This window comes from Streptomyces sp. NPDC002701, assembly GCF_042889045.1.
Lineage (GTDB): Bacteria > Actinomycetota > Actinomycetes > Streptomycetales > Streptomycetaceae > Streptomyces.
Genome location: NZ_JBIAQL010000010.1, coordinates 247707 through 264186, shown reverse-complemented (window position 1 = coordinate 264186; position 16480 = coordinate 247707). Strand labels below are relative to the sequence as shown.

The window sequence follows — 16480 nt, the reverse complement described above, 5'->3', positions numbered from 1 at the left end:
GCGGTCGCTCACCAGTGGGGCGTACCGTGAGAGCCGCAGGTCCGGTCTTTCAAGGGCTTCCCCCAAGGGCGAGGAGAACCAGCAATGTCCACCACTGAGCAGCGCGTCGCCGTAGTCACCGGTGCCGCGCGCGGCATCGGCGCCGCGACCGCCGTACGACTGGCCGCCGAAGGCCGTGCCGTCGCGGTGATCGACCTCGACGAGGCCGCGTGCAAGGACACCGTGGAGAAGATCACCGCCGCCGGTGGCAAGGCGGTCGCGGTGGGCTGCGACGTCTCCGACGAGGCGCAGGTCGAGGCCGCCGTGGCGCGGGTCGCCCAGGAGCTCGGGGCGCCGACGATCCTGGTGAACAACGCGGGCGTGCTCCGCGACAACCTGCTGTTCAAGATGAGCGCGTCCGACTGGGACACGGTCCTGAACGTGCACCTGCGCGGCTCCTTCCTGATGACGCGCGCCGTCCAGAAGTACATGGTGGAGGCCAAGTTCGGCCGGGTCGTCAACCTCTCCTCGTCCTCCGCGCTCGGCAACCGCGGTCAGGTCAACTACTCCGCCGCCAAGGCCGGTCTGCAGGGCTTCACCAAGACCCTCGCGTTCGAGCTCGGCAAGTTCGGCGTCACCGCGAACGCCGTGGCACCCGGCTTCATCGTGACCGACATGACCGCCGCCACCGCCGAGCGGGTCGGTATGGGCTTCGAGGAGTTCCAGGCCGCGGCCGCCACCCAGATCCCCGTCCAGCGCGTCGGCAACCCGGACGACATCGCCAACGCGATCGCCTTCTTCACCGGCGAGGACGCGGGCTTCGTCTCCGGCCAGGTGCTGTACGTGGCCGGCGGACCGCTCAACTAGGACTGGGGACAGGCACATGACCACTGTGGAACTCTCGGGCAAGGTCGCCCTCGTCACCGGCGCCAGCCGCGGCATCGGCTACGGCGTCGCCGAGGCGCTGCTCGCCCGCGGCGACCGGGTGTGCATCACCGGCCGCAACGAGGAGGCGCTCAAGGAGGCCGTCGAGCGGCTCGGCGCCGACCGTGTCATCGGGGTCGCGGGCAAGGCCCACGACGAGGCCCACCAGGCCGTCGCCGTCGAGCGCACCATGGAGGTGTTCGGCCGCGTCGACCACCTGGTCAACAACGCCGGTACGAACCCGGTGTTCGGGCCGATGGCCGACCTCGACCTCAACGTGGCACGGAAGGTCTTCGAGACCAACGTGATCTCGGCGCTCGGCTTCGCCCAGCAGACCTGGAAGGCGTGGCAGGGCGCGAACGGCGGTGCGATCGTCAACATCGCCTCGCTGGCGGGCGTCTCGGCCTCGCCGTTCATCGGGGCGTACGGCATGAGCAAGGCCGCCATGATCAACCTGACCCTGCAGCTGGCGCACGAGTTCGCGCCTCTGGTGCGGGTCAACTCGATCGCGCCCGCGGTGGTCAAGACCAAGTTCGCGGAGGCCCTGTACGAGGGCCGCGAGGCGGAGGCGGCCGCGGGCTACCCGCTCGGCAGGCTCGGCGTGCCGTCGGACATCGGGGGCGCCGCCGCCTTCCTCACCTCGGAGCAGTCGGACTGGATCACCGGGCAGACGCTCGTGGTCGACGGCGGCATCTTCCTCAACGCCGGCGTGTCCTGACCGGAGTGTGGCCGCCGACCGGGGTGCCCGAGCGGTCCGGGTGCCGGAACGCCACGTTCCGACAACAAATCCGGCGTTTCAAACACTGTGTCGTACACGGGATTTCACGGGATGTCCGCGCGGACAATTCGCACCGTTGACGGATATGTTCCGCACAGATTCCAAACAACAGACGCAGAGCCGAAAAAAATCGAACAGATGATGTTCACGCACGTCAAGTGCCCCGCCGTCGACGGAGGTCGGCCGGCGGGGCACTGCGATATGGTCCTGCCCACCTTGGCGGGGCTCATCGAGGAGCGTGCGCGTGTTCAAGCCCAACCGGTCTCTGCGGCACCTGTCCGCGATCGCCTCCCTCTCCCTGGTGACGGGGTGCGGAGTGCTCTCCTCGGACACGTCCGAGGACGAGGGGCCGATCGTCGTGGGCACGACCAGCGCACCCAGCACCCTGGACCCCGCCGCGTCGTGGGACGGCTCCTGGGAGCTGTTCCGCAACATCTACCAGACGCTCCTGAGCTACCCCGTCGGCGCGTCCGCGCCGGAACCGGACGCCGCCGAGAGCTGCCGCTTCACCGACGACTCCCACCGCACCTACAGCTGCACACTGCGCGAGGGACTGTCCTTCTCCGACGGGCACGGACTCGACGCCGCGGCGGTCAAGCACTCCATCGACCGCATCCGGAAGATCGCCGTGGACGGCGGTCCCGCGGGGCTGCTCGGCAGCCTGGAGCGGGTCGACACGAAGGGCGACCGCGAAGTCGTCTTCCGCCTCAACAAGCCGGACGCCACCTTCCCGTTCGTGCTCGCCACACCGGCGATGTCGATCGTCGACCCCGAGGAGTACCCGGCCGACGCCCTGCGCGAGGACGGCAAGGTCACCGGCTCGGGACCGTACGGCCTGGACTCCTACGAGGAGGGACAGGAGGCCCGGCTCGTCCGCAACGACAAGTACAAGGGCTTCGCCGAGCGCAAGAACGGCGCCGTCACCATCCGGTACTTCCAGGACTCGGACGAGATGGTCGCCGCGCTGAAGGACCGGAAGATCGACGTCACCCTCCGGGGGCTCGCGGCCAAGGACATCGTCGACCTGGAGGAACGGCGGGGCAAGGACGAGATCCAGCTCGTGGAGGGCGCGGGCACGGAGATCCGCTACCTGGTCTTCAACCCGAAGGACCCGTGGGCGGACAAGGCCGCGGTCCGCAAGGCCGTCGCCCAGGTCGTCGACCGGCCGGCCATCGCCCACAACATCTACAAGGACACGGTCGAGCCGCTGTACTCCATGGTCCCGCGCGGACTGGCCGGCCACACCACGGGCTTCTTCGACGACTACGGCAGCCCCAGCACGTCCAAGGCCCGGCAGATCCTCCTGGAGGCGGGCATCGCCGAGCGCGTGCCGCTCACCCTCTGGTACACGACGGACCGGTACGGCTCCACGACCAGGCCGGAGTTCGAGGAACTCAGGCGGCAGCTCAACGAGACGGGACTGTTCAGCGTCACCGTCAAGGGCCGTCCCTGGAAGACGTACGAGGCGGGCTACCGCAAGGGCGAGTACCCCGTGTTCGGCCGTGGCTGGTTCCCCGACTTCCCGGACGCCGAGAACTTCATCGCGCCGTTCGTGGGCGAGCAGAACGCCCTCGGTACGCCGTACAAGTCCCCCCGCATCACGGACGTGCTGCTGCCCGAGTCGCGCCGGGTGAGCGACCGTGGCGAGGTCGTCGAGCAGTTCGAGAAGGCCCAGGACATCCTCGTCGACGACGCCCGGCTGCTGCCGCTGTGGCAGGGCAAGCAGTACGTCGCCGCCAGCGAGGAGATCTCCGGCGTGGAGCGCTCCATCGACCCGTCGACGATCATGCTGGTGTGGGAGCTGGCCCGCAAGACCAGCTGGTAGCGGCGAGCCGGGCGGCGGAACGGTCCGGGGCGCGGTGGGAGCCGGTCCGATTGTCAGTGGGCGGCGGTAGGTTCTGTGGACCGGAAAAGACCGCACTGTTAAGGAAGTTCACGTGACCGACACCGCCATGCTGCCCGAGTCCTGGCGCGGCGTCCTGGGCGAAGAGCTGCAGAAGCCTTACTTCAAGGAGCTCACCGAGTTCGTCGAGGAGGAGCGTGCGAAGGGGCCCGTCTACCCGCCCCGCGACGAGGTCTTCGCGGCACTCGACGCGACTCCGTACGAGCGGGTGAAGGTGCTCGTCCTCGGTCAGGACCCGTACCACGGCGAGGGCCAGGGCCACGGCCTGTGCTTCTCGGTCCGCCCCGGTGTGAAGACACCGCCCTCCCTGCGGAACATCTACAAGGAGATGAAGGAGGAGCTCGGCCACCCCGTGCCGGACAACGGCTATCTGATGCCGTGGGCCGAGCAGGGTGTCCTGCTGCTCAACGCGGTGCTGACGGTCCGTGCCGGTGAGGCGAACTCGCACAAGGGCAAGGGCTGGGAGAAGTTCACGGACGCGGTGATCCGGGCCGTGGCCGACCGGCCCGACCCGGCGGTCTTCGTGCTGTGGGGCAACTACGCGCAGAAGAAGCTCCCGCTCATCGACGAGGAGCGGCACATCGTGGTGAAGGGCGCCCACCCCTCGCCGCTGTCCGCGAAGAAGTTCTTCGGCTCGCGTCCCTTCACCCAGATCGACGCGGCGGTCGCCGAGCAGGGGCACGAGCCGATCGACTGGCGGATCCCGGACCTCGGCTGACGCCTTCCGGCAGACCGGCCCCGGGACCCGCCGCGTGACGTTCCCGGCGGCCGGTCCGGTCCGTCACCGGGGTGGCCCAGTGGCGTACGGGGCCGCCTGAGCCGGTTTGTCGGTGCCTGCCGTTAGCGTCGGGAGAGGTGGCAGCGGCAGGCGCGGGCGCGTCGGCCGGCGGACGAGCGGGCGGAGGGCGACGCGGTGGCGGAGCGACAGGAACAGGCGGCGGCGGACGCGGTGATGACCCGGATCGGGCAGGTCATCATGCTCCTCCACGGCGGCGACCGCGAGGAGGCCCGGGGCCGCTTCCTGGACCTGTGGGCGGAGATCGGCGAGGACGGCGACGCGCTGCACCGCTGCACGCTCGCGCACTTCATGGCCGACGCGCAGGACGACCCCTCGGACGAACTGGCCTGGGACCTGCGGGCCCTGTCGGCGGCGGACGAGCTAACGGACGCCCGGGTCGAGGAGCACCACCAGTCCCTCGCGGTGCGGGCCTTCTACCCGTCCCTGCATCTGAACCTCGCCGCCGACTACGTGAAGCTCGGCCGCGCCGAGGCGGCGCGGGGCCACCTGGGTGTGGCGCGGGACAGCGTCGGTGTCCTCGGCGACGACGCCTACGGCGACGGGATCCGGGCCGGCATCGGCCACCTGGAGTCGCGGCTCGACGAGGAGGGTCCGGGTGGGACCCCCGAACCCACGCCCGGACAGGGGAGAGGACCGGGCGGGCGGGGCGGACCGGGCGGGGAGACACTGGGACCGCCGCGCCCCCGCTCCTGACAGTCCTGGCAGGTCCGGGGGGCCACGCGGCTGGGGATCGGCGGCCCGCACCGGGCGTCACCGGCCGTAGACGTCCTCGCAGATGGCTGCCTCCGGACTGCCCGCCTTCCATCCGCCGTAGGCCCGGCCCAGGGCACACACGTCCGGGCCCGCCGGGGGTACGGCCGCGGGCGGTCGCGGGACGGCGCGGTGTTCGGGCCGCCGGGGCTCCCGGCGACGGGGCGGTTCGGCGGGAGCGCGCCGCGGCGGATCCGCCGGGCCCGCGACCGGGCCGGCGGGGGCGGTACGGGCCGGCGCGGGTGTCGTGGGTGCGGTGGGGCGGCGGGGCGGGCCGACGTGCTCCAGCGCCTCGCGGGCCGGGGCCTGCATGACCTGCGGTGCGATCCCGCCGCCCGGGCGCGGCTCCGACGCCGGCGGCGGTGGTGGTGACGACGGGCCGGGCGGCGGTGGTCCTTGGACGGTCATACAGCCCGAGACGGCCGAGACGGCCACGGTGACCAGGAGTGTTGCGGTGGTCGCGGTTCGATGCACGCGCGCAACTCTGCTGTGCCGGGCCCGACGTGGGGCGCGGACGGACAAGATGTGCCCCGCACGGGTGAACAGCCAACGGCCCGGCCCTGTCCGGCCGCACGAGATGCCGGGAGTTGGCGGGCTGGTCCCGGTCCGTCGCACGTGATGCGGAAGGTTGGCGGGCCGGTCCTGTCCGGCTGCACGTGCTGCCGGGAGCCGGTGGGCTGGTCCCGGTCGGTCGCACGTGCTGCCGGGAGCCGGTGGGCCGGTCCCGGTCGATCGCACGTGATGTGGGGAGTTGGTGGGCTGGCCCCGGCCAGCCGCGCGCGGTGCCGGGAGCACTGTGCTCCCTGAGCTGAGGCCGGACCGGCCTCCGTCCTGTGCGGTTCCGGCGGGATCGTCGGCCGGCGGTCGGCGTGGTCGCCGTATGCTTCCGGCGAGACGCACGCACGCGTGCCGTGCATCCGCGTCACCCCCTCGTACTCCCTCGGAGGAGATCCCCGTGAAGGTCGGCTGCATCGGACTCGGCGACATCGCGCTCAAGGCGTACCTGCCGGTGCTCGCCACCCGCCCGGGACTCGAACTGCATCTGCACACGCGGACACCGGCGACGCTCACCAGGGTCGCCGACAGTCTGCGTGTCCCGGCCGGGCAGCGGCACACGGACCTCTCCGGCCTGCTCGCGCAGGACCTGGACGCGGCGTTCGTGCACGCGCCCACGCACGCGCACCCCGAGATCGTGACCCGGCTGCTCGAAGCGGGCGTCGCCACGTACGTAGACAAGCCGCTGGCGTACGAACTCGCGGACTCCGAACGGCTGGTGCGGCTCGCGGAGGAGCGGGGGACCGGCCTGGCGGTCGGCTTCAACCGGAGGTACGCACCCGGGTACGCGCAGTGCGTCGAGCACCCGCGTGAGCTGATCCTGATGCAGAAGAACCGCGTCGGCCTGCCGGAAGAGCCCCGCACGATGATCCTCGACGACTTCATCCACGTCGTGGACACCCTGCGGTTCCTGGTCCCCGGACCGGTCGACGACGTGACCGTGCGGGCCCGCGTCGAGGACGGGCTCCTCCACCACGTCGTGCTGCAGCTGGCCGGGGACGGGTTCACGGCGCTCGGCGTGATGAACCGGCTCAGCGGCTCGGCCGAGGAGATCCTGGAGGTTTCCGGGCAGGACACCAAGCGTCAGGTGATCAACCTCGCCGAGATCGTCGACCACAAGGGGCAGCCGACGGTACGGCGGCGCGGCGACTGGGTGCCGGTGGCCCGCCAGCGCGGCATCGAGCAGGCCGTGCTCGCCTTCCTCGACGCCGTCCGCGCGGGCAAGGTCCTCAGCGCCCGGGACGCGCTGGCGACCCATGAGCTGTGTGAGCGTGTGGTGCGCGAGGTGACGGAGCGCTCCGCCCGAGCCGCCTGAGCCGCAGCGACCGTACGCCCGCGGTGGCGGCGAGGGCGGCCAGGATCAGCAGGGCGGCGTGCAGCGGCCAGGCGCCGAAGCGCGCGTACGGGGTGGCACCGTGCGCCAGCGGCACGTCGTACACGGCGGACGCGCTCGCGTCGGTGCCGAGCCAGGAGCCGACGCGCCCGCCGTCCGGACCGTGGACCGCCGAGACGCCGGTGAGCGTCGCGTGCACCATCGGCCGGCCCGTCTCGGCGGCCCGCAGCGCCGCGAGCGACGCGTGCTGCTCGGGAGCCCAACTGCTCTGGAACGACGAGGTCGACGACTGCGCGAGGAGCACCTCGGCGCCGTCCCGCGCGAGATGCCGGCTGATGTCGGGGAACGCCGACTCGAAGCAGACCATCGGGCCCACCCGCAGACCGTCGCCGACGGTCATCACCACCTGCTCGGTGCCGCGTCTGCGGTCCTCGCCCGCCGCCTTGCCCACGGAGGTGGCCCAGCCGAGGAGCGAACGGGCCGGGACGTACTCACCGAACGGCACGAGCCGCATCTTGTCGTAGCGGTCACCGGTCGGACCCCGCGGACCCACGAGCACAGAGCTCTTGTATATCCCCGGCACGTCCGAGCGGCGCGCGTCCACGTTGACCATGATGTCCGCGCCGACCTCGCGGGAGAGCGCGGCGAGCCGGTCCGCCAGGTCGGGGCGGCCGGCGAGGTCGAAGCCGACACTGCTCTCGCCCCACACCACGAGGTCGAGGTCCTGTCCGGCCAGCTCCCGGGTGAGCGCCTCCTCGCGCGCGAACCGCTTGCCGGGGCTGCCGACGCCGTTTATCACGCCGGGCTGCACGACGGCGATCCGGGCCCGGTCGCCGTCGTCCTGCGGGCGCGGCGACCAGAACCAGACCGCCGAGGTGGCCGCGGCCGTCGCGACGAGCCCGGCGACGGCGGGGACGCGGGACGACCGCACGGCCACGAGCAGGGCGACCGCCACGTTCACCCCGACGAGCAGGAAGCTGAGCAGCCACACTCCGCCGACCGAGGCGAGCCGCAGCGCGGGCTCCACGTCCCACTGGCTCGACCCGAGCACGCCCCAGGGCCCGCCCAACCCCTCCCAGGAGCGCACCAGTTCGACCATGAGCCAGCCGGAGGGCAGCACGAACAGAGCGGCGACCACCCGGCTCGGCGAGGGCACACCGGACAGGAACCAGCGCACCAGCAGGCCCCAGGGAGCCCAGAGCGCGCCCAGCAGCGCCGCCAGCACGACGGTGAAGACATGGAGGCTCGGCAGCAGCCAGTGGTGCACGGCCAGCATGAAGCCGAGCCCGCCGAGCCAGCCGTCGAACGCCGCCCGGCGCCCCGTCGGAGCCGAGCGCACGAGCAGGATCCACGGCACCAGCGCGACGTACGCGAACCACCACAGGGAGGGCGCCGGGAAACTCAGCATCGGCAGCGCACCGGCGAGGACGGCTGCCGCGCCGCGCCGCCACGGAGAGGCGGGACGTGGGCGCCCGTCAGTGGCGGACAGGTTCATCCAGCGCCTCCCTCGGCCCCCCGGAGCACGGTGCGTGCCTCCAGTGTGCGTACCCCGGGACGATCTACATAAGGGGGCCCGGCCCGGCCGGGCGCGCGCGGAGGCGCCGGACCGCAGGACCTGGCGCAGCCACCGGCAGGGCGGAACCTCCGGCAGGGCGGAACCTCCGGCGGGGCGGAACCTCCGGCCGGGCGGAACCTCCGGCCGGGCGGCCCCGCTCAGGTGGTGACGGGTTCCTGCCGCTGCGCGCCCCGGCGCCACTTCTCGTGCACGACCACCTCACTCAGGCGCCAGCCCTCGTCCGTCCGCAGCAGTCCGAAGGCGTACCGGCCGCCGCACACGAGATCGGGCTCGGTGGAGCCGCCGTCGTGCCCCGCGAAGCGCATGGGGTTGACGTAGTCGGCCTGCACCCGTGCGGTGTCGCCGGTGTCCTGCTCCAGCAGGCCGAAGCGCACCCGCCGGTTGACGATCAGGTGCTGCCGCATCGGGAACAGGGCCAAGGTCTGCGACAGCCATCCGGCGATCCGCCCGGCGTCTCCCTCGATCCCGCCCGCGGACCGGTAGTCCGCCCGTCCCTCCGGCGTGAACAGCCGCCGGTACGCCCTCCAGTCCCCGTCGTCGACCGCCACCGCGTACTCGGTGACCACCTCGTCCACCGCGAGCCGGTCCATCACCGTCGCCAGTTCCACGCGCTGCGTCATCGGCTCAGTGTTGGCCACGGGGGAGACCGCGCCAAGGGGGTGTGCAGGACATTCACCGGTGCAGATGTCGGGGATCACCGCCCGGTTCAGCGCGCGACGTCCAGGACTCTCGCGGTGAACGCGGCCAGCTCTGCCCGGAGCCGCTCGCGGGGCGTGCCGCGGCGGTCGGTCAGGTATTCGACGAGGTCGGCGCGGACCGCGGCCAGCAGCGCGTGGGCGGTGAAATCGCCGTCGTCGAACCCGGGAAGCTCCGTCAGGACGTCTCGGAGCGTGGCGTGCCACCAGCCGTAGTGCCCCGCGCTGTACGGGCTGCCCGTCCCGGCCTCCTCCAGCGCCAGCGAGAGGTGCTGGTGGTCGAGCTTGAAGCACAGGAGGGCGTCCAGCAGGGCCGGGGCGCGCTCGCCCGGCGGGGTGCCGGGCCCGAGGGGCCGGGGGCCGTCGGTGACGGCTCGGCGGATCGGTTCCAGCCGGGCCTCGAAGAGGGCGTGGATCAGACCCGTGCGGTCGCCGAAGCCGCGGAAGAGCGTCCCTTTGCCGACTCCCGCCTCGGCCGCGATGTCCGCCATGCTCACGTGTTCCGGGTGGTCGCTGCGGGCGAAGAGCCGGTCGGCCGCGGCGAGTACGGCTTCCCGGTTGCGCACGGCGTCCGCACGGGGCTTGCGCTCTGGCACGGGATTCCCTCCTGGGTTCTGTGGCTGACGAAGGGCTGAGGGCCGGGGGGCCGGGGGCGGAGGCCCGGCGAGGAGCCGACGGGGTCGACGAGGAACTGCTGACGGGGCGACGAGGGGCTGACGGGGGCGGCGAGGCGTGCAGGGGGCGAGGGTTGCGTAAACGGACCAGCGGTCCGTATGGTCGAGTCAATGCGGACCGCTGGTCCGTATCGTATCGGAGGAGATCCATGAGCATCACCACGACCGCGCACGCACACGCGGCCCCTCGTCCGGCGGACCTGTTCCGCCACGGCCTGCGGCTGCTGCTCGACAAGGACATTCCGGGCTGGGTCGACCTGTGGGACGACCGCGGTGTCCTGGAGTTCCCCTTCGCGCCCCAGGGGTGGCCGAAGCGGCTGGAGGGCAAGCAGGCCGTCGCCGACTACATGCGCCACTACCCCGACCATGTCGACCTGCACGACTTTCCCGACGTGCGGATCCATGAGACCGGCGACTCCGGGACGATCGTGGTGGAGATGCGCGGTGTGGGGCTGCTGGTCGAGACCGGGGCTCCGTTCGACATGACGTACATCGCCGTGGTGACGGTGGCCGACGGTCTCATCACGCACTACCGCGACTACTGGAACCCGCTCGTCGTCGTCGAGGACAGCGCGGCCGACTTCACGCGGAGCAGCCGATGACCGCCACCGGCGCCGCTCTCGTCCTCGGGGCCACCGGCACCGTCGGCAGCCGCGTGGCGGCCCGCCTCGCCGCGCGGGGGAGCCGGGTCAGGGCCGCGAGCCGACGCGCGGCACCCGTCGACGGCGCGGAGTCCGTCCGTTTCGACTGGTACGACCCGGCGACGTGGGCGTCGGCGCTGAGCGGAGTGGACCGCGTCCACCTCGTCGCACCCGTGGACTCCGCGACGCCGGCCGATGTCATGCTGCCCTTCCTGGAACAGGCCCGGGCGGCCGGCGTGCGCCGTGCGGTGCTGCTCAGTTCCTCCGCGATCCCGGCGGGAGGCCCGGCTGTCGGACAGGTGCACGAGGCTCTGCCCGGCCTGTTCGGCGAGTGGGCGGTGCTGCGTCCGTCGTGGTTCATGCAGAACTTCACCGGCGACCATCTGCACGCCCGCAGCATCCGGGAGGAGGGGGTGGTCCGGACCGCGGCAGGGGAGGGCCGGGTGGCCTTCGTCGACGCCGACGACATCGCGGCCGTCGCCGTACACGCCCTGACCGACGTCCCGGCACCCTGCACCGACCTGGTCGTCACCGGCCCGGAGGCGCTGAGTCACACGGACGTCGCGGCCGTCCTCACGGAGGTGACCGGTCGCACGGTCGTCCATCGACCGCTGGGATACGAGGAGATGCGGGACCGGCTGGCCGCTTCGATGCCCCTCGAGTACGCCGCGATGCTCGCCGGCCTGGACCGCGCCAACGCGGGAGGGGCGGAGGACCGCACCACCGACACGGTCCTGCGTCTCACGGGGCGTCCGGCGAGCAGCTTCCGCGACCACGTGACGCGTACTGTGCGACCGGCGCGGGCTGTGTGACCGGTGGGAGGTGAGTGACCGGTGCGGGCAAGGGGGGTGGAGCGGGCGAGACGACGGTGTCGGCGGGGTGGTCGGCGGTGGTGAGTCGGCCGGCGGCGGCGAGATGGCAGGCGGCCGGCTCCGCCGCGGGGTTCAGGCCGCCTCGACGATCTCGTCGCGTACCGCAGCGGCCCACTGCACGATCAGCAGTTCGTACTCGGCACGCTCCTGCGTGGAGAGGGAACCGCCCGCGCGTATCCATAACGCTCGGATCTGCTCGTTCAGCACGGCCGCAGACCGTGCGGAACCAGTGGTCGGAGAATCGGGGGACATGCGCATCAGCGTAAGGCCAAGGGCTGACGGTGCGCTACCGGACGACTACCCGCGCCGTATGTGGTTGGTCACGCGATAAACCCGTCGGGGCCGGTGAGTTGGCCAGGGCGGGGCTCACTGTCGTGCCGCCCACGTGTGTGACCAGTCGAGCAGCGGACCCATCGCCGTCACGAGGTCCTCGCCGAGCGGGGTGAGGTGCCAGGCCGACTCGTCCGTGGGGGCGGCGATCCCCGCCTCGCGGAGGTCACCGAGCCGGGCGGAGAGCACGCTGGAGGACATGGCGTCGCAGCGACGCTGGAGGTCGCGGAAGCCGATCGGCGCGCCGCCCTGGTGGAGTTCCCAGACGACCCGCAGGGTCCAGCGCCGCCCCAGGAGGTCGAGCGCGGCCATCACAGGACGACCGGCTGGTACCGCACCACCGCGTACGTCGCCAACGGGCTGGAGATCGCGCACGAACCCTGGGCGAAGCAATTCCCCACCGCGTGACCGGCGATCAGGAGCCCGGTCGTACCCGGCTCTATTCGGGTGCCCGCGCAGGCACCAGCCGATACCGTCAGGCGTGTCCGGGTGCGCAGACAGCCCTGGACGCCGAGCACGGGCCGCCCGCCACGGGGGATGTCAGGCGGGCGGCTCCGTCATGCCGGGACCGGGGCGTCAGCCCGCGGACTCCGCCGCGTGCGGGCTCAGCGCGCCGATGCTGACCAGCACGATGATGAGGATGCCGAGCAGGATGCGGTAGTAGACGAACGGCATGAAGCTCTTGGTCGTGATGAACTTCATGAACCACGCGATGACCGCGTAGCCGACCAGGAAGGCGATGATCGTGGCGAAGATCGTCGGACCCCAGGTGACGTGGCCGCCCTCACTCGCGTCCTTCAGTTCGAACGCGCCGGAGGCCAGCACCGCCGGGATGGCGAGCAGGAACGAGTAGCGGGCCGCGGCCTCACGGGAGTAGCCCATGAGGAGACCGCCGCTGATGGTGGCGCCGGACCGGGACACACCGGGGACGAGGGCCATGGCCTGGCAGACGCCGTAGATCAGGCCGTCCCGCACGCTCAGGTCCTTGAGCGTCTTGCGCTCCGTCGCCGCCCTGTGCTTCCCGCCCGTCTCGTCGCGTGCCGCGAGCCGGTCCGCCACGCCCAGGATGATGCCCATCACGATCAGGGTGGTCGCGGTGATGCGCAGATCGCGGAACGGCCCCTCGATCTGGTCCTTGAGGGTGACGCCGAGCACGCCGATCGGGATCGAGCCGATGATGACCAGCCAGCCCATCTGGGCGTCGTGGTCGCTTCGCATCGCCTTGTTCGTCAGCGAGCGGAACCAGGCCGAGATGATCCTCGCGATGTCCTTGCGGAAGTAGATCAGCACCGCCGTCTCGGTGCCGATCTGGGTGATCGCCGTGAAGGCCGCTCCCGGGTCCTCCCAGCCCGCGAACGCCGCGGTCAGCCGCAGGTGCGCGCTGGAGGAGATGGGCAGGAACTCGGTCAGCCCCTGGACGAGTCCGAGGATGAGGGATTCAAACCAAGACATGAAGTTTCGTGATCCAAGTGCTGATGGCGGGAGCGGGGTGAATGGGCAGGCGGACGTGCCGTGTTGCGACAGTTGACGTCTGCGGTGATCAGGCGCGCCCGGGGCAGCGTAGCGTCCCCGGCCGACCGGGCGACGACAGGGCCTCCCCAGTGCCGGTCTTGTGCGGTGACGGGGGTGTTGACCCGCGACGACGCCCCCGCTTACGTTGCCGCGAGGAGCGAAAGCGCTTGCTGTCGCCGTGTGCCGTCCCGTGGGCTGTCCCGTGGACCGTCCCGTGGTCACCTGGCGGGCGGGCGTCCGCCGGCTCCGCCGCCACGTCCGATGGAGTGCTGATCCCGTCCATGCGTATCTCCCGCGACGCCACCACCCCCGGCAGGACCACCGAGCACGAGGACGCGGGGCCGGCCGCGGTCCCGCTCGACGGCCGCCGTGTCAGGGCCGCCGTCATCGGCACCGGAGCCATCGCCTCCGGCAGTCATCTGCCCGCGCTGGCCGCCCTCGCCGCCGAGGGCGAGGTGGAGATCGTCGCCGCGGTCGACATCGACGCCGGGGCGGTGCAGCGGTTCTGCGCGGGCGGCGGCGTCCCGCACGGGTACACCGACCTCGGCCGGATGCTGGCGGAACAGCGCCCGGACCTGGTCTGCGTCTGCACCCCGCCGACCCTGCACCGCGAGCAGACGGCCGCCGCGCTGCGCGCCGGCGCATGGGTGTGGTGCGAGAAACCGCCCGTGCCGTCCCTCGCCGACTTCGACGCCGTCGAGGCCCTGGAGGGGGCCGACGGCGGCCCCTACGCCTCCATCGTCTTCCAGCACCGTTTCGGTTCGGGCGCGCGGCACGTACGCCGCCTCATCGCCGGCCGGGCGATGGGACGGCCCCTCGTGGCGCACTGCCAGACCACCTGGTACCGCGACGCCGCCTACTACGCCGTGCCCTGGCGCGGCCGGTGGGAGACCGAGGGCGGCGGGCCCGCCATGGGACACGGCATCCACCAGATGGACCTCCTGCTCGACCTGCTCGGACCGTGGAGCGAGGTGCGGGCCATGGCCGGACGCCTGGTGCACGACGTGCAGACGGAGGACGTCTCCACCGCCCTGGTGCGCTTCGGGAGCGGTGCCCTCGCGACCGTGGTGAACAGCGTCCTGAGCCCGGACGAGGTCAGCCGCATACGCATCGACTGCGAGCGCGCCACGGTCGAACTGACCCACCTCTACGGGCACGGCAACGACAACTGGCGGATCACCCCGGCGCCGGGCGTACCGGCCGAGGACGTGGCGGCCTGGCGGGACTTCGGCGCCGACGTGCCCAGTTCGCACCTGGCCCAGCTGCGCGAACTCGTCGCGAGCATGCGGGCGGGCGAGCGGCCGCGCAGCAGCGGCGCCGACGGGCGCACCAGCCTCGAACTGATCACCGCGCTCTACAAGTCGGCGTTCACGGACACGACCGTCCGCGCCGGCGAGATCGGCCCCGGCGACCCCTACTACACGGTCCTGCACGGCGGGGCGCCCGGCTGGGCACCCGCGACGCACGAGGAGGCATCGGCATGACGGCACGAGGCGGCCTGCGCATCGTCCACGCCCACGGCGACCGCGTCACGGTCACCGAACCCACCACCGGCGTGGACCTGTTCCGCTATGTGTACGGTCCGGAGGCGGCCTGGGAGGCCCCGAAGCCGTATCTGCACCCGCTCAGGACGCTCGCGGGCAACGTTGTCACGGACTACCGGCCCAACGACCACCGCTGGCACAAGGGTTTGCAGATGACCGCCTCGCATCTGTCGGGGGCGAACCTGTGGGGTGGCAACACATACGTCCACGGGAAGGGGTATCTCGAACTCCCCGAGCGTGTCGGGTCGATGCGGCACGTCACGTTCGACCAGGTCGGGGCGGGCGGGGCCGGCCCGGGCGGTGCGGTCATCGCCGAGCGGCTCACCTGGCATCCGTACGACGGCGCGTTCTGGGCGGAGGAGGAGCGCCGCGTCGAGGTGCACGACGTGGACCCGGTGTCCGGCTCGTGGGCGCTGACCTGGACGACCTCCGTCACCAACCGCCGGGACGAGCCCCTGCGGTTCGGCAGTCCGACGACGGCCGGGCGGGAGATGGCCGGCTACACGGGCCTGTTCTGGCGCGGCCCCCGCGGCTTCCGGGGCGGGCGGATCATCGGCCCGGACGCGGAGGGTCCCGGCCTGATGGGGCAGCAGGGAGCGTGGCTCGCGTACTCCGCGGAGCACGACGTCAGCGACGGGTACGCGACGCTCGTCTTCGCGCACGCGCCCGGCAACGACCACACGGGCGAGGGCGGCGCCCACCCCGCGCACTGGTTCGTCCGCAACGAGCCCTTCGCGGCCGTCGCGCCCTCCTTCGCCTTCTTCGACGAACTGGAACTCGCGCCCGGCGACACACTCGCCCGCCGTTACCGCGTCGTCGTCGCCGACGGTGCCTGGGAGCGCGAGGAGATCACCAAGTACCTGGCGGAGCACCCGTGGTGAGCGCCGACGAACGCTCCACCGGCCCACGGCCGGGCTTCACCGGCCTTCCCGGCGGGGTGGCCGTGTCGCACCTCTCGGTCTACGACTGGCCGGCCGGCGACGGCGTGTGCGGCGGCACTCCCCATCTGCATCTGACCTGCTCGGAGGCGTACGTCGTCACCGGCGGACGCGGCGCGGTGCAGACCCTGACGGCTTCCGGGTACGAGGTCACGCCACTCGCGCCGGGCACGGTGGCCTGGTTCACGCCCGGCACCGTCCACCGGCTCGTCAACGAGGACGGCCTGCGCATCACCGTCCTCATGCAGAACAGCGGGCTCCCGGAGGCGGGGGACGCGGTGCTCACGCTGCCGCCCGAGTACCTGACCGATCCGCGGACCTACGCGGCCGCGACCGTCATCCCGGCGGACGCGCCCGAGGAGGAGAAGGAGCGGATCGCCCGCGCCCGGCGCGACCTCGCCCTGGAGGGGTACCGGGCGCTGCGCGCGGCGGACGGGCCCGAGCCCCTCGCCGCGTTCCACCGGGCCGCCGCGGACCTCGTGCGGCCCCGGCTCGCCGAGTGGCGCGAGCGGTGGCGCCGCGGTGCCGAGGCGGCGGCCGCGACGACGGGCGCGCAGCTCGAACGGCTGGAGCGGGGGGACGTCTCCCACCTCGCGGAGGCCGTGGTACGGGCCGAACAGCCGTCGTCGCGCGGGAAGTTCGGGATGTGCGGGCGGCTCGACGTGTACCCGGGCTGA

General features: G+C 72.2%; 18 protein-coding genes. 11 read left to right on the top strand and 7 right to left on the bottom strand.

The window, feature by feature from the left end:
- The first annotated feature begins 84 nt into the window (after positions 1-84).
- The 5 genes from fabG (at position 85) to ACFYXC_RS25930 (ending at position 5076) form a co-directional block, all read left to right on the top strand.
- The gene (fabG, locus tag ACFYXC_RS25950; RefSeq protein WP_388920279.1) at positions 85-846 is read left to right on the top strand and encodes a 3-oxoacyl-ACP reductase FabG; all 762 of its coding nucleotides are present in this window, start codon (positions 85-87) and stop codon (positions 844-846) included.
- Positions 847-862: 16 nt separating this feature from the next.
- Positions 863-1621 (top strand): SDR family oxidoreductase, encoded by a 759-nt coding sequence (locus ACFYXC_RS25945; RefSeq protein ID WP_389554236.1) that lies wholly within the window; start codon positions 863-865, stop codon positions 1619-1621.
- A 304-nt stretch (positions 1622-1925) separates the two neighbouring features.
- Positions 1926-3506, top strand: a complete 1581-nt coding sequence (locus ACFYXC_RS25940; RefSeq protein WP_389554235.1) for an ABC transporter substrate-binding protein — start codon at positions 1926-1928, stop codon at positions 3504-3506.
- A gap of 112 nt (positions 3507-3618) precedes the next feature.
- Positions 3619-4302 carry a uracil-DNA glycosylase gene (gene ung / locus ACFYXC_RS25935; RefSeq protein WP_388920270.1) on the top strand — a complete coding sequence of 228 codons (684 nt, stop codon included), beginning with the start codon at positions 3619-3621 and terminating at the stop codon, positions 4300-4302.
- A gap of 195 nt (positions 4303-4497) precedes the next feature.
- Positions 4498-5076, top strand: coding sequence for a hypothetical protein (locus tag ACFYXC_RS25930; protein WP_389554234.1), 579 nt, complete (start codon positions 4498-4500; stop codon positions 5074-5076).
- Positions 5077-5133: 57 nt separating this feature from the next.
- Here ACFYXC_RS25930 and ACFYXC_RS25925 read toward each other — a convergent pair whose 3' ends face one another.
- Positions 5134-5607 (bottom strand): hypothetical protein, encoded by a 474-nt coding sequence (locus tag ACFYXC_RS25925; RefSeq protein WP_389554233.1) that lies wholly within the window; start codon positions 5605-5607, stop codon positions 5134-5136.
- A 481-nt stretch (positions 5608-6088) separates the two neighbouring features.
- On the opposite strand from ACFYXC_RS25925, the gene ACFYXC_RS25920 reads away from it, so the two are divergent.
- On the top strand, positions 6089-7003 hold the full coding sequence (locus ACFYXC_RS25920) for a Gfo/Idh/MocA family protein (RefSeq protein ID WP_389554232.1): 915 nt from the start codon (positions 6089-6091) through the stop codon (positions 7001-7003).
- Here ACFYXC_RS25920 and lnt read toward each other — a convergent pair.
- The 3 genes from lnt to ACFYXC_RS25905 form a co-directional block, all read right to left on the bottom strand.
- Positions 6918-8516 carry an apolipoprotein N-acyltransferase gene (gene lnt, locus ACFYXC_RS25915; RefSeq protein ID WP_389554231.1) on the bottom strand — a complete coding sequence of 533 codons (1599 nt, stop codon included), beginning with the start codon at positions 8514-8516 and terminating at the stop codon, positions 6918-6920. The two genes, ACFYXC_RS25920 and lnt, sit on opposite strands and share 86 nt — an antisense overlap.
- 218 nt (positions 8517-8734) lie before the next feature.
- Positions 8735-9217: a nuclear transport factor 2 family protein gene (locus ACFYXC_RS25910; protein WP_389554230.1), complete on the bottom strand. Its 483-nt coding sequence runs from the start codon at positions 9215-9217 to the stop codon at positions 8735-8737.
- Between the two features lie 86 nt (positions 9218-9303).
- Entirely contained in the window at positions 9304-9888 is a 585-nt protein-coding gene (locus ACFYXC_RS25905) for a TetR/AcrR family transcriptional regulator (RefSeq protein WP_389554229.1), read from the bottom strand.
- 227 nt (positions 9889-10115) lie between these two features.
- Between ACFYXC_RS25905 and ACFYXC_RS25900 the strand changes: the two genes are divergently transcribed.
- Both ACFYXC_RS25900 and ACFYXC_RS25895 read left to right on the top strand, forming a co-directional pair.
- Positions 10116-10568 carry a nuclear transport factor 2 family protein gene (locus tag ACFYXC_RS25900; RefSeq protein ID WP_388920249.1) on the top strand — a complete coding sequence of 151 codons (453 nt, stop codon included), beginning with the start codon at positions 10116-10118 and terminating at the stop codon, positions 10566-10568.
- On the top strand, positions 10565-11419 hold the full coding sequence (locus ACFYXC_RS25895; RefSeq protein WP_389554228.1) for an NAD(P)H-binding protein: 855 nt from the start codon (positions 10565-10567) through the stop codon (positions 11417-11419). The genes ACFYXC_RS25900 and ACFYXC_RS25895 overlap by 4 nt, the downstream gene beginning before the upstream one ends.
- Positions 11420-11551: 132 nt before the next feature.
- Here ACFYXC_RS25895 and ACFYXC_RS25890 read toward each other — a convergent pair whose 3' ends face one another.
- The 3 genes from ACFYXC_RS25890 to ACFYXC_RS25880 all read right to left on the bottom strand — a co-directional run bounded on the left by ACFYXC_RS25890 (position 11552) and on the right by ACFYXC_RS25880 (position 13261).
- Positions 11552-11731 (bottom strand): hypothetical protein, encoded by a 180-nt coding sequence (locus ACFYXC_RS25890; RefSeq protein WP_388920244.1) that lies wholly within the window; start codon positions 11729-11731, stop codon positions 11552-11554.
- 114 nt (positions 11732-11845) lie between these two features.
- Entirely contained in the window at positions 11846-12121 is a 276-nt protein-coding gene (locus ACFYXC_RS25885) for a winged helix-turn-helix transcriptional regulator (protein ID WP_389554227.1), read from the bottom strand.
- Between the two features lie 264 nt (positions 12122-12385).
- Positions 12386-13261 carry an undecaprenyl-diphosphate phosphatase gene (locus tag ACFYXC_RS25880; RefSeq protein ID WP_388920234.1) on the bottom strand — a complete coding sequence of 292 codons (876 nt, stop codon included), beginning with the start codon at positions 13259-13261 and terminating at the stop codon, positions 12386-12388.
- Between the two features lie 341 nt (positions 13262-13602).
- Between ACFYXC_RS25880 and ACFYXC_RS25875 the strand changes: the two genes are divergently transcribed.
- From ACFYXC_RS25875 to ACFYXC_RS25865, 3 genes are read left to right on the top strand one after another with little or no spacing between them, the layout of a single operon-like run.
- Positions 13603-14805, top strand: coding sequence for a Gfo/Idh/MocA family protein (locus ACFYXC_RS25875; protein ID WP_389554226.1), 1203 nt, complete (start codon positions 13603-13605; stop codon positions 14803-14805).
- Positions 14802-15746: a PmoA family protein gene (locus ACFYXC_RS25870; RefSeq protein ID WP_389554225.1), complete on the top strand. Its 945-nt coding sequence runs from the start codon at positions 14802-14804 to the stop codon at positions 15744-15746. The genes ACFYXC_RS25875 and ACFYXC_RS25870 overlap by 4 nt, the downstream gene beginning before the upstream one ends.
- Complete coding sequence (locus ACFYXC_RS25865; protein WP_389554224.1) at positions 15743-16480, top strand: cupin; 738 nt, start codon at positions 15743-15745, stop codon at positions 16478-16480. The genes ACFYXC_RS25870 and ACFYXC_RS25865 overlap by 4 nt, the downstream gene beginning before the upstream one ends.